The sequence below is a fragment of the Streptomyces zhihengii genome, assembly GCF_016919245.1.
GTDB classification, from domain to species: Bacteria; Actinomycetota; Actinomycetes; order Streptomycetales; family Streptomycetaceae; genus Streptomyces; species Streptomyces zhihengii.
On sequence record NZ_JAFEJA010000002.1, the window covers coordinates 1,993,599 to 2,006,705 of the forward strand.

General features: G+C 68.6%; 8 protein-coding genes. All 8 read right to left on the reverse strand.

Going from position 1 to position 13,107, the window contains the following annotated elements; translation table 11 throughout:
• Nucleotides 1-135 precede the first annotated feature (135 nt).
• Complete coding sequence (locus tag JE024_RS36205; protein WP_205378078.1) at nucleotides 136-1,542, reverse strand: TIGR02679 family protein; 1,407 nt, start codon at nucleotides 1,540-1,542, stop codon at nucleotides 136-138.
• On the reverse strand, nucleotides 1,539-5,858 hold the full coding sequence (locus JE024_RS36210; RefSeq protein ID WP_205378079.1) for an SbcC/MukB-like Walker B domain-containing protein: 4,320 nt from the start codon (nucleotides 5,856-5,858) through the stop codon (nucleotides 1,539-1,541). The genes JE024_RS36205 and JE024_RS36210 overlap by 4 nt, the downstream gene beginning before the upstream one ends.
• On the reverse strand, nucleotides 5,855-7,249 hold the full coding sequence (locus tag JE024_RS36215) for a DUF2398 family protein (protein WP_244883453.1): 1,395 nt from the start codon (nucleotides 7,247-7,249) through the stop codon (nucleotides 5,855-5,857). Before JE024_RS36215 ends, JE024_RS36210 begins: the two co-directional genes overlap by 4 nt.
• Before the next feature lie 26 nt (nucleotides 7,250-7,275).
• Nucleotides 7,276-8,844 (reverse strand): TIGR02677 family protein, encoded by a 1,569-nt coding sequence (locus JE024_RS36220; protein WP_205378081.1) that lies wholly within the window; start codon nucleotides 8,842-8,844, stop codon nucleotides 7,276-7,278.
• 342 nt (nucleotides 8,845-9,186) lie between these two features.
• Nucleotides 9,187-9,963: a phosphotransferase family protein gene (locus JE024_RS36225; RefSeq protein ID WP_205378082.1), complete on the reverse strand. Its 777-nt coding sequence runs from the start codon at nucleotides 9,961-9,963 to the stop codon at nucleotides 9,187-9,189.
• Nucleotides 9,964-9,967: 4 nt separating this feature from the next.
• The gene (locus tag JE024_RS36230) at nucleotides 9,968-10,447 is read right to left on the reverse strand and encodes an NUDIX domain-containing protein (protein WP_205378083.1); all 480 of its coding nucleotides are present in this window, start codon (nucleotides 10,445-10,447) and stop codon (nucleotides 9,968-9,970) included.
• Between the two features lie 43 nt (nucleotides 10,448-10,490).
• Complete coding sequence (locus JE024_RS36235) at nucleotides 10,491-12,089, reverse strand: hypothetical protein (protein ID WP_205378084.1); 1,599 nt, start codon at nucleotides 12,087-12,089, stop codon at nucleotides 10,491-10,493.
• Complete coding sequence (locus JE024_RS36240; protein WP_205378085.1) at nucleotides 12,086-13,102, reverse strand: glycosyltransferase; 1,017 nt, start codon at nucleotides 13,100-13,102, stop codon at nucleotides 12,086-12,088. The genes JE024_RS36235 and JE024_RS36240 overlap by 4 nt, the downstream gene beginning before the upstream one ends.
• Nucleotides 13,103-13,107 lie beyond the last annotated feature (5 nt).

Consider the following 13,107-nt stretch of genomic DNA (forward strand, 5'->3'; position numbering starts at 1 on the left):
CGATCTGGGGGAGTCCAAGCGGTCATTGCTCCGGGTCGGGAGTACTGGTGCGTTGGTGATCTCCCTCGATGACCTCGTTGTCGCGCGACGCGCCATGGGGCGATCGCGATGTCTGGTTATGACTGCGCTTACCTACTATCCGGGCCCTGCGCGACCTCCGCAGCAGACTTCCCGGTCTCCGTCACTATCCCTTCTCGGCGGAACTACGTCTCGTACGGGCTTCTCTTCCTCATCGTGACGCTCAGCTTCTGCGCTGGTCGTAACTCCATGCCCAGGGGGAATGCGATCAGCCGGAATCTTCCAATCCGCTAGCAGGGCGTCAGCGACGGCCTCTTCGTAGACGGCGCGGTTTTCCCGTTCCATGGCCTCGGCGAGCTCCGGGTCCCAGAAGGTGGCCTGGGCTTTGCCGCTCAGCTGGACGTGATCGCTGTCGGTACGCACCGCGCTGAGGTAGTCCTCAGCGCTCATTCGCCAGGGTTCGGCCTGGTAGCGGGTTCGGAGCTGGTTCGTCATGTCGATGCCGGGCCAGTCGAAGTCCCCGTGGTAGAGCAAGGTGCCACCGGCTTCGACGACCAACCGCGCCAGCCGGTGAAAGGCGGTCGAGGGGCGCCCCTCGGTGCAGATCAGCGGCGGACTGCTGGCACCGAGCTCACCGGCGGCACGACGGAGCACGGCCGGGTTCTCGCAGACGTACACCGTATGCAGATTCACGGCGATTGGCAGGGTGATGAGCTGGTGGAGGGTGATGTGGAATGGAGTGCCGTAGCGGGCGGCGTCGGTGAGCCACTGGCCCAGCCCCTGGCCGGTCGCGGGGAGGTTGAGGACGAGGACACGGCTGGCCAGATCATCGACGATGACGTCGAAGGCGTCCCACAACTCGCGCCGAGGCTCGGCCCCTGATCCGAGTGAGACTCCGCGTGCCATGGCCAAGGCCCGCAGGACCAGTGTCGGCAGAGAGCCGCGGCCGGGATTGAGGGCCTTGGTGTCTCCTGTGGTGGCGTCGGCCAAGGCGGGCAGCATGATCGGTAGAGCGTTGCTTGGCCGGCTGTAGAGGTGTTCCAGGACGCGGGCGGCCTGGCTGAAGAGGTGAGGGTCCTTCCTATTGATCAGCGCGGTGATCGTGCCGTCGGATGCGAGGCTGGCCAGCCACTGCCGGTACCAGGCATGCTCGGCATGAAGCGGGCTGGCCTCGCCCTCAGCAAGGATCCTCCGCCGGGCTTGATCGAGCACTGTCCGCTCATCGGCGCGAAAGCGCAGCTCGGGGCCGATCCGTTCCAGGACGTCGCGGAGCGACATGCCCGTGACGTTGCGGACGCTCTCCTCGAATGTTCCGAGGGGGATGGTGATGCGGCGGACATCGGCCGACCTGTACGCACCGGTGATGCCGATGACAGCGGTGCGTTCGGCCGAGGTCGGGTTGGCCAGGCCGATGGAGCCCTTGACCTCGCCGCCGTTGCGCTCGAGCGAGCGCCGGGCAGCAGCCAGGAGCCGACGGAACTCGGGGGCCCGGTAGCGCTCGTATGCCTCTGTCGATCCGGTCATTCTGTCTCCTCGACCTTGTCGTTCGTCGGCTCGTCCTCGTGGATGTCCGCGAGCAGTCCTGCCCCTGCGGGAACGTGCCGACGGGGCGCGAAGCCAAGGAGTTCGGCGGCAAGATCGTCGGATCCGGGGTACTCGAGGTCATCGAGGATCTGTTCGCCGTCCCAGACCAGTAGCATGGCGGAGACGGTGTGGGACGCCTCGTCGTGCTTCATGTCGTAGTGGGAGATCTGCGGCACGTCAGGGTAGGTGATCCACAGGTCGTAGCCCGTCATGAAGAGGTCGAGGTCGAACTTGGCCGTGAGGGCGAGCAGGTCGGGGCGGTACTTCTCGTCAATGCCGGCGAAAGCTTCGTCGAGGGCGATCAGCCGCGGGCAGGTGGGGTAGGCGGAGCTGTACTGCGCATGGGCGGCTGCGAAGAGCGGAAGGTGGATGGAGGCGGACTTCTCGCCGCCGGACATCACGCTGTGCTTGGCCTTGGTGAGCAGTTCTCCCTTCTTCCGCTCCTCTTCGCTCATGCCCGCCCGGAACAGCCGGAGTTCGAACTTGCGCCAGGCGCGATAGTCCAGGACCTCAGCGATCACCTGCTGGTAGCTCCTCTTCTTGTCGGCAGCAGCCCTCGCGCGGATCTGGCTGCGCAGGTGGGAGCGGAGCTCGGCGAGTCCTGCCGGTCCGAGACCGGAGGCATCCTTGTCGAGAAGTTTGTTGACGGCCTGCTGGGAGTCGGTGAGTGCGTCGGAGGTGATCCAGTTGATGCCCACGGTGGTACCGGAGGACATCGGCTTGGAGCGGGTATCGGCGTCCATGCTTTTGACCAGGTCGCGGGCGGCGACGGTGCGATCATGGATTTGCTCGGCCAGCCCGGTCAGGAGCCCGTCCTCCAGGACGGTCCGTTCCCTGTCTTCCAGCAGTACGCTCTGATCGGCGAGCTGTTCGGCCAGGCGACGGGCGAAGTCCGTTACGGGGGCGGGGCCTTCGCTGTCGGTGACCCGGGCCAGGATGATGTCACCGGCCGGCTCCCACTCGAAGAGGTAACCCTGATCAGATTCCAGCAGGGCTGCCTCCAGCGCGGTGATAGCGCTAGAGATCTTGGATGTCACGGTCTTCAGGAGGCTCGCGGTGATCGGCCGGCCCCGGGTCGCCTCATCGAGCGCGTTGACCAAGGAAGCGACGGATGCGGGGACGACGCTCTGGGCGGCTTCGATGCCAGTGAGGGGAATGCCGGGCGAGGTCAGGCTGTCCATGAGGGCCTGGACTGCCTGCTCGGGGCTCGGCCACATGTCGTGGGGCAGCCAGATGGTCTCGGCGTTCGCTTCGAGGAGGCCGAGAAGGTCGGGCCGGGCATATGGCTCCAGCGTGAGCGTGGTGCGCACCTGCTCCGCCACGGCCGCGGCGAGTGCGGTACGGCCGAACTCCAGGGCATGGTCAGCCTTCAGAAGCCGGTCTCGATGCTCTTCCGCGTCCTTCTCCGCACGGTCGTACGTCTTCTGCGCCGTGGTGAGCTGCTCCTCCGCGTCCGTGATCTGCTGCAGAATCTCCTGCAGAGGAGCTTCGAGCGTCGCTTCCTGGGTGCGCAGACGTTCCTCCTGAACGGCGAACGCATCCCTACGCGCCTGTAGCGCCTCAGCCTGCTCTGAGCAGGACTCGGTCTGCGCTTCGATGATCTCCTTGCGGCCGGCGATGTCGCGCTCGGCCGCACCGGCCTGCTCACGGCAGACGGAGAGCGCCTTGCCGGCGTCGGCGAAGTGGTCGATGGCCTGCGCGACGTTGTCCAGTTCCTCACGAAGCGTAGGCAGCCGTGCGGCCGTGGCAGCATGCCGAAGCTGTCGATTCTTCTCATGGGCGCGCGCAATCGCCCCGTCGAGCCGCTTGCGGGCTTCGGAGAGGCGGCGGCGTGCGCCGGCGGCCTTCTCCGCCACCACCGCCACCTGACCCACCGCCTGGATAATCGGTTGGGTGCGCGGGAGCTCATGCCGGGCGCGGTCGAAGTCGTTGCATGCTTCCTGCGCGTACCTCTGCTGCTCTTCGATGCCAGCGAGCTGAGCTTCCAGGACGGCGATGGATTCTTCGAGCAGGCGCAGCCGCTCGCGCCGGCGGGCGGCTCGTGCCGTGGCCCCGATGTACTCCGGCTGATCCTTAGGATGCGCACCGACCTGGATGCCGAGGCAGAAGTGCGAGCCGGTCGTGACCGCAGGAGCGCGCAGCGCGCCGTCCGTCGCAGGGACGTCGTCCGTTACGGCGACGGACGCCAGGACAGCCTGTACGGCCGCGGCGGAGACGAGCTGCTGATCTTCGACGACCAGTACGTTGGCCAGGGTGCGTCCGGTCGGCCGCTGCGCGGGAGGCAGTGGGCGCAGATAGGCGTCGCCGACCTTGTCGTGCAGTGCCTGGTCGGTCAGCGCACGGTCGGGGTGCAGCCAGGCGGTGAGCAGGCCGGCCGCGTACAGGGCGCCCTCCACCGCAGCCGCATGATCGTTGGGAACATCCTCGGCGAACCGCACAAGCTGCCACAACGGCGCACCGGGCCGCGCATCGCGGCTGGCGGGGCGCAGGTCGCTGGGCGGGGGCGCGTCGTCGCCTTCCGCTGCCACGGTGTCGCGCTCTGCTCGCCTGGATCGCAGGGCCTCCGCGACGTCGCTGTACTCCCGCTTCAAGTTCTCGACGCGGGTCAGAGCACTGGTGCGGCGCTGGTCGGTGAGGGAACGAAACTCCTCCGGCAGCGAGGCCGCTTCGGGTTCCCCCACCGCGGCGATGGCAGTACACAGTACGTCACCGTCGGCGGCGACCAAGACCGCGGTGTCATCACTGCCGCTCCAGCGGCTGATGAACTCCTCCAGCTCCTGGTCGGCCGTGGCGCGGACGATCTCGAGCTTCTCAGCTGCTGCGGCGGATTGCCGCTCGGTCTCGGTCAGCTCACCGCTCGCCGCGTCAGCGTGCTCCTGCTCGCGCTCCTGGTCCTTCGCGGCGTTCTCGGACGCGCTGAGGTGGACGCGTACGTCCTCCACTTCGCTGCGACGCGCGGCAACCCGGCCTGCCACGTCCGTGTCCAGATCGGCACCGAGATCCAGTGTGTCGTCGTCGTGCAGGACGCCGCAGCGGCGCGCCGCGTCCATGAGACTGTGGGTATGCCGAGAAGCGGCCTTGCGCAGCTCATCGTGTCTCAGGAGAGCCCGTTCAGCCTCGCCTTTGAGGGCAGCCAAGCCCTCCTGGGCCCGGTTGAGGTGGCGGCCACTCTCCACGATGCCCTGGCGCTCGTTGCGTACGCGATCGCGCAGCTCCTCGAGACCGTTCTGCTGCTTGATAGCGTCGTGGTTCTTGTACTCGGCCAGGCTCGCGCTGAGCTCTTTGCGCCGGCGCTCGGCGGTATCGCGCTCATGCTGTGAGGAGGCCAGCTGCCGCTCGGCGGTGCGGTGGTCCTCCGCCGCCTCCATGATCGTCTCGCACCGCGCGGCTGTGTCCTGAATGCGCCCGGTGACCTGGTCCACGCGGTCACGGGCATGGGCGCGCAGATAACTGGAGTATTCACGCAGGAAGGTCCGGACCGCGGTGTCCGCCCCCGTCAGTGCGTTGAGGAGCGCTTGGATCTCGGCGAGGTTCTCGAAATCGCGGGCGGCCTGCAGGATGAGGTCCTCGTCGACGGGGCGCAGGCCGGCGGTGAGGGTGTCGGACACCTTGACCGGGTCGAGGTCCTTGGCCAGCAGAGGACGCCGTAGCTGGAGCAGAAGGTTGACCAGCTGGTTGTAGCGCTCGCGGCCCAGCCCGAACAGCCGGTCATCGATCGCCTCCCGGTACGCCTCCGCCGTAGCGTAGGTGGCTCCTTCACCCAGGAGCTTCTTCAGAGCGTTCTCCCGCAGCGGGCGCGAGGCGGCGTCCAGCAGGCCGAAGTCGGTGCCGACTCGGCCGTCGGTGACGAAGAAGAAGCGGGCCGGCGTTGACATCGGCTTGGTCACCCGCATGCCGATCCCCACAGTGACGGCTTCGAGGGCCTCTCCGTCGGGTGCGGTGCGGGCGAACTCCATCCATACATAGCCGTATGCGGACTCCTGCCCCTTGTAGAGCAGGTTCGACTTCATGGTGCGTTCCTCGCCGCTGAACGGATCGAGACGCCGCGCGTCGAGGACACCGTCCAGGACCAGGGGGAAGAGAACCTCCAGGGCCTTGGTCTTGCCAGAACCGTTGTGCCCGCGAAGGACCAGGCGGCCGTCGGCGAAGACGAACTCCTCGTCGGTGTAGTCCCATAGGCCGATCACTCCGGCGCGGGTGGGCTTGAAGCGGACCTCCGACTGGTCAGCGGTGCGGGAGTGAGGGATGAGCTTCATCGAGAGGTTTCCTCAGTGGGGAAGTCAAGAGCGAACTGGCCGTCGTGCGCGGGGCGCGGTAGGACGGCGGTGATATTGCGGTAGCGGCCGGCCGCGGGCCGGACCAGAATCCCGCCGGGGACGATGTGGACCAGGCGCAGGTCCGCCAGGAGCGCGACCGCCTCCGCCAGTAGCCCGCCAGGATCGGCCTGCCACTTGTTGGTGAAGGACGAGGGGCCGAACTCTTCATAGAGCTCGGTGATCATCTGCTCCAGCGTGCCGTCTTCCACGAAGGGCAAGCCCGTCTGCCCCTCATGCTCCCGGGCGTCCGGATCAGCCTCGGCCGCGTGCTCGCCATCGTCCGCATGCGGGTCGTGTGCCAAGGCTTCGAGCGTGCCCGCCTGCGGCAGGGCCATATCGATGCGGCTGAGCAGGTCTGCGTGTTCCTCTCCTGGATCGGTGGGCAGGAGGTAGTGAAGGCTGCTGGCCCGGTCCGGGTCTTCCCGCAGGTCTGCGATCTTCGCGAGTATCAGCCCGGCAGTCCGGTTAACGGCTCCGCCGCGGCCGGGGAACCGCTTGTCCGTAAAGTGCCCTGTGGTGTCTACGAGCATGATGCCCTCGGCCCGGCGCTCGACAGGCAACCCGGTCAGCCGTGCGATGTCCTCGGCCAGGGTGGGCTGGCGCAGTGCTATCGAGGTCTCCGCGTCGGTCTCGCTGAAGTAGACCACCGGGTACTCGATCAGCAGCCGACGGGCTCGCTGGGCAGCAAAGCGGCGACGGGGGTCGCGCCCGGTGCCGGCGGTCGGAGTGTCCAACAGTCCAGCAGCGCTGACCAGGTGCTGCAGCGGTTTGTTCGGCCGGAAAAGCGCCGCGCAGGTGTCGTGGTCGATGTCGAACAGCGCGTCCCCGCGGTCGTGGTCACGGGCCCAGTCCTCCATGGAGCCATCGGAGGTCCGCAGTGCACCCCGGTCGACGAGCCAGTCCATCACGTCAACGACCGCGTCCTTGTGACCTGGTGCGGTCGCATCGAAGCCCAAGTGCTCGATCGTGTTCGCGGACGGCGTGAGCAGTTTGACGAGATCGGCGAGGTTGATCTCGACGCGCGACCTGTGCAGGCAGGCCAAGATCAGGCAGAGGTAGGCCAGCCGCCGCCGGTCGAAGGGTCGCTTGCTCTTCACCGTGAGGAACGCCTGGCTGGCGTCGAAGGCGTCCAGCCGCCGCAGCAGCCGTGCGTGACGGGCGCTGGTCTGCAAGGAGTAGCCGAACAGGTCACGGAAGTCTTTGGCCAGTTCGTCGGCCCATTGCAGCACCAGCGCAAGCGCCTTGGCCCGCGGGTAGCTCTCGGTGACGACGCCATGCAGCAGCATGAGCCGGGCCGCTTGCTGGTACGAGCCAAGGTCTGCGGTCTCCACGGAGGCGGCTACGCGATGGGCGGGCATCAGGATGTCTCCGTTCGGCTTCGGCGCATCGCACCATGGGGCTTGATCTCCAGGGCGAAGCCGGGCAGGTGCAGCGTGCCGGTCTCGGTCCGCAGCTGGCTGCCGCGCTCGTTCGGGATCAGGCGCAGCGTCAGGACGTCGCTGCTGCCGGTGCCGGAACGCAGTCGGCTCGCGACGACCGTTCGCACCTGCAGGGCACGGGTCAGCAGCTTGAGCACGGCGCGGGTCTCCGCCTCGTTCAGCACCCGGTTGTGCGGCCCATGGTCCAGGAGATCCTTCGCGGCCTCCCGGTCCGCGGCCCGATCCGCCAACTGCTGCTCACGTAGCCGGGCATGGGCACCACGGCGGGTACGGACCGGTTGCGGGCCACCCGGTGCTGGCCGCTTGCCGTGCCGGAACAGGCTGATGCTGACCTCTACACCAGGCGCATCCCACCACGTCGTCCGCGGCGAGATCTGGTCATCGTCGCCGTGGGCACCCGACAGATGACGTACCGAGCGGAGGTCGAAGGCGGCGGACACGAGGGCGTTCGCAGCCTGCTCATCCGGCGCAGCCGCTGCCCAGGCGGCAAGGTGCCGGAGTTGGGTGGTCCGGCTCACCCCTCCTCGACGTGACTCCGTCACCTGCCGCAGCAGGGCGATGACCCCCGAAATGGCCGTGCGCGTAGCGCCTTGCAAATGGGCGGCTTTGGTCTCCGCGTGGCCGTCCGCCAAGAACCATTGGCGCAGCCCGATCCAGCGCCGCCGCCAGTCCTCCAGGCGTGCGGACGGCCGCATCATGGGCCGCTCATCCACTGCGGCGGCCCGCTCCAGCAAGGTCTCGACCCCGGTGTCTTCCACCTCGTATACGGCCTCGGCCAGCCGGGGCGCGTAGCGCTCCAGTTCCGCTGTGAACTCACTCATGTGTGCCAGCAGCGCGTGCTTGTAGCGCAGGAACGTCTCGGGAGAGACATCCGTCGTGCGCGCCACGTCGTTCAGGGTCAGATAGAAGCGCGCCGCCCGCTGGGTCATGTCCTCCAGCACGCTGTCGAGGCGTGCGAGCTTGCGGTACACCTCGTCCCGGTCACCCTCCCGGTTCGCTGCTGCCAGCGACTTGAAGTCCGTCAGGATGTCCGCGAAGATCAGCCGCGACAGGTTCGCGTCCTGTACGCGGGAGCCGATGACCTCCTCCACCGCGCGGTAGACGCGGTAGCCGATCTCCGTGAACTGGTAGACCGATTGCCGGTTCCGGTATGCGGCAAGATTGCCGCACCGCAACGGATCTTCCACTCGATAGAGGACCTGCTCGTCGTCCGAGGAGAGGTTGTCGAGCATGCCCCGCAGATTCAGATCCGCAGCAGACGGTACCTCGTCGTGCTCTGTGGCGAGCTCCTTCAACGTGTTCGCCACGTCGTCAGGGTGAACCTGTAACTGGTGTACCGCTCGCAGTACGTTCATCGCACGCAGCACCCACAAATATGCGACAGGATCATCGCGCTGCGTGAAGTTGAACAGTCGCAGGCGGTCGCCCACCGTCAACGAATCAAGATCGAATGACTCGGAGACTCCAGAGTCATCACGCTGGAACACTTACGCCGCCCCTCATCTCGGCACGCATTGCGCATACCCTGACAGACACCACTGACAATCGAGGCCGGAAGAGAAGCGGCTTCCCCCTCTTCAGCGCTCTCGGCAGAATCGAACGGCCTCGCCTCCTTCGATCGTTTGGCCGCCTCGACTCGTTGCCGCCACCCTCGCGAGTTTCGGCAACGCCCTCGCCATCGCCCGCGAGCCGATGCGCCTGGAATGGGGCGACTGAAACCAAGTTCCTGGCCACGATCTTCCAGACTGTTGGATACGCAGAGTCGCCGCTCAGTTAGCGGTGAACAGCGAGGGCCTGCGAGAGGTCGTGGTTCACGAGGGAAGGAGTGGTTATAACTCTCCCCCCAGGCGAGCCCGGCCGCGGTGCCGTACGACTGGATCGGTGCTGAGGGCTGCGTCGGCGAACTGATGAATGCGCCAGTACATCTGGAACCTGCGGACGGCGTTCGGAGTGGGCTGGTGGGCAACCTGAAGCACACGGGTTGGATCGGTGAGGTCGAGACGGACGGCCAGGCGGGCGAGGTCGGACAGCGGGTCGCCGAAGGCGGCGAGTTCCCAGTCCAGTAGCAGTGATCCGCCGGCCGCGGGCCTGACGAGGTGGCCCGGCTGCAGGTCGTGGTGCAGCAGTCTGGGCTCGATGTCCAGGTCCGTGGTGTCGAGTTGGCGGCGGACGGCCGCCGCGGCGGGCGCGAGGTCAGGTGCGGCAGTTGTGTACGTGTCGAGACGGCCGTGAAGGTAGTGGTGCCAGGTGCGGTACTGCCGGGCTCCGGCGAGCCGACCGGCATGGGGGCCCGTGATGCGGTGGACAGCGGCGAAGGGGCCGGCCAGCTCGTGAAGGAGCTGGTCGGCGGGGACGGGCTCAGCGTGGACCGCGGTCTGCGCGGTCCACGCCGGACTGCCCCCGGGACCGGCCCCGAGGAGCTCGGGAGCCGGGCCACCGTGCAAGGTGAGGAGGGCCAGGGCGGCGGCCTCGTTGGCGGCGCGGTTCGGGTCGCTGTAGTGCTTGAGTACATACGGCACGGGGCCGTCGACGTACCAGACGCGGTTGGCCTGTCCGGTCGTGATCTCTCGGGCGCCGTCAGGGACCCTGCCGTCTATCGCCGCCACGGGTTCAGGCGACGTCGCCGAGATAGCCGGATGAGGGCTGGCCCGTGGCGAGGGCGGCGATCGGCTGCCGGAGGGCGTGGGGCAGCAGGTTCAGACCGGGAACCTTCTCCAGTTCCACCCATTCCAGACCGGTCTGCACGTCATCTTCGGCGTGTCCGCCGAGGCGACCGGGGTCGCCTTCGGGGGTGCAGTGGAAGATCGCTTCGATGCGGTGGGTGCCGGCCTCGGTGTCGGCATGGTCGTGGTTGGCGCCGATGTACTCGCGAAGCCACAGCAGCTTGTCCACGGTGACGGTCAGGCCGGTTTCCTCGTGGACTTCGCGGCGGGCAGTCTGGTCGAGGGGCTCGCCGGGGTTCTGGCCGCCGCCGGGCAGGAAGTAGCAGTCCTGGCCTTCCCAGTTGGCTCGTTGGAGCAGGACCTGACCATCGTGGACGACGACGGCTTTGGCGGAGGTGCGGATGGTCGGGGTGACAGGCTCGGCCACGAGTGGGCTCCAACTCTGCTTCGGTGGTGGGTGGGAAGGGTTGTCAGCGTTCAGTCTTGCCGAAACCGCGGTGGCGTCCGGCCGCCTTCGCGAAGATCAGCCGCCAGGGTCCGGCCAGCCGTACGAATGGCTGGAACGGGCTGGCTGCCACCAGCGATGCAAGGTGGGCCGGGGACGTCCGGGGTAGGGGGGCGAGACCGGGCGGTGGGGTGACGGCCGCGTGCAGGGCCGGGGCGAGGGCCAGCAGTCGGGCCGTGGCCACGGGGCCGTGCAGCAGCACGCCGGCCGTCGCGACGGCCGTCCAGGCGGGCCCGGCCCACCAGGCGGACAGGACGGCCGCCGCGATCAGCGGGGCGCCGAGCAGCCAGGCGGCCTCGTCCGCCCACTCCCGGGCCACCAGGATCACCCTGGCTGGGCGGGAGAGTGCGGTGGGAAGGTGCGCGACGGCGGCAGCGTGGCGGTCGGGGCGGGCGGAGGCAGTGAAGGCCAGCGCGTGGAGGTTGGCCAGTCCGGAGGGTTCGGTGTAGGGCTCGTCGAGGACGGCAACGGCGGAGGCGGTGAGGTCGGCGCCGAGCAGGGACAGCCGGTGCCCGGTGCCGAGGTCTTCCATCGGTTCGGGAAAGCCGCCAAGTGCTCGGACAGCAGGGAGATAAACGGCCATGCCGCAGCCCACGCCGTACACCATGGGCCGCAGCCACATCCGGACCGCCTCCGGCAGACGGGAGGCGGCCACGAAGCGGTGGAGGCGGACGCGGGCGAGTTCGATGCCGAGCGAGCGCCGCAGCTGGTAGGCCCATTCCCCCTCCAGCAGCAGACCGACCGGGCCGGCCGCAAAGGGGCGGCGAGCCAACAGCGGCAGCCGCTGCTGCTGGATGAGCGCCGGGGCGCGCCGGGTGCGGGTCCGGTGCGCGGTGGCCTCGGTAGCGAACGCCTGAAGGGTGCGCCGGTCGGGGGCCGCGTCGGCGTCGTAGACCACTGCATACGTGTCGTCAGCGTGCTCGTCCTCCCTCCACCCGAGCGGGCCGAGAACCCGCTCCAGGCGGTCGAGGGCGAAGTTGAGCTGTCCGGCCTTGCGTCCGCCGACATCGGGCTGGTGGAGATGCACCAACGGCAGCCCTCCGTCCGGCAGGCGGGCGGCGAGGGACGTCACGATGTCGGCGGTGGTCGGCTCAGCGTCGAACAGTTCGGACAGCACCCGTAGCCGGTCGGCTGATCGTTCGGCGTTGACCGTCTCGGCGACCTTGCGGCAGCGGACGGTCGGGAACAGGCCCCGCAACTGCCCTGCCTCCAACGGGGCGTGGGCTGCCAGGGCCGCCAGCCGGTCGCGATGTCCGGCGCGTGCGGAGACTTCGCGTTCGGTGGTGATGACCACGACGGCGGCGCGGTCGCGCGGGTAGTCCAGTGCCCTGAACGCGGTCACCGTCTCCTCCGCGATGGTCTGCTCGCGCAGCATCGGCAGCAGCACCACCAGCCACGGCACCGCGTCCTTCCCCGCCTGCGTCCCAGTGGGTGTGCTGCCGGCGCGGGCGAGGAGCCACCTCGCGCATACCTCGACCGCGATCAAGGCCCACAGCGCGCGGGCCAGCAGCAGTGTCAGCAGGACGGGCACGGTGGCCTGCAGCCACATCTCGGCCGCGGTCACCGTGCTTCCTCCATCAGTTGGTAGACGCCGCGCATTTGGTCGGCGACGAGGGGCCAGGCGAACTGCTCTGCCCGTTCACGGGCGGAGGCCCGCCTGGCGGCGTGCGCGGCGGTGCCGGTCTCGGTGAGGACCTTCTCCACCGCCTCCGTCGCAGCGCCGACGTCGCTGGGCGGGGGGAGCAGGGCTGCCTCTCCCGTGTAGTGGCGGATGCCGCCGACGTCGGTGGCGACGACCGGCGTGCCGCAGGCCATCGCCTCCAGGAGCGCGTTGTTGGCGGTCGCGTCGAGTAGCGGCAGCAGCATCACGGCTGCCTGCCGGTACAGCGCGAGCAGGGCCTGCTCGGCGACGCCTTCGAGGACGCGAGCGGCCGGGTGCCAGGCCCGGGTACGGGCCTGGCGGGTGACGACAACCAGCTCGACGCCGTCGCCGTAACGGCGGTGCAGCCGCTGGTGGACCGCGTCCAGGACGGTCCAGTCCCGCAGCCACCAGCCGACGGTCAGCACCAGCGGCCGGTCGGACGGCGGCGACGCGGGCGCCGGAGTGAAGGCGGTGGTGTCGATCCCGTGAGGTACCAGGTGCACGCGGTCGGCGGGCACCAGGTCGGCGAAGAACGCCTGCTGGTGCGGGTCGAGAACGACGATGCGTTCGGCGGTCGGCGCGAGCTTTCGCCACGTGCAGGCCGGCAGGTGCTGCTGAAGGTGTGCGGGCGGCTGGTGATAGGTGACGGCGGTCGGGCCGAGGCGGCGGCGGGAGAACCAGTATTGCTCGTCCCCGTACAGTACGTGGGCGGCCGAGCGAGAGGCCAGCAGGTGCAGGTCGGTGGCGCAGTGCTCGGCCGGGTAGAAGGGCAGCGGGCAGCTTCGGGCGAGCAGGCGGTGTGCCTGACCGGCCGCCCTGGTGGCGAGCGGTCCGGAGGGTGGGGTGATGCGGCGGACTTCGGGGAGGTGGTCGAGAAGGCGGTCGTAGCCGCCGTGGGCGGTGTGCCAGGGGACGCGGACGACGGAGGCGATCACGGCGG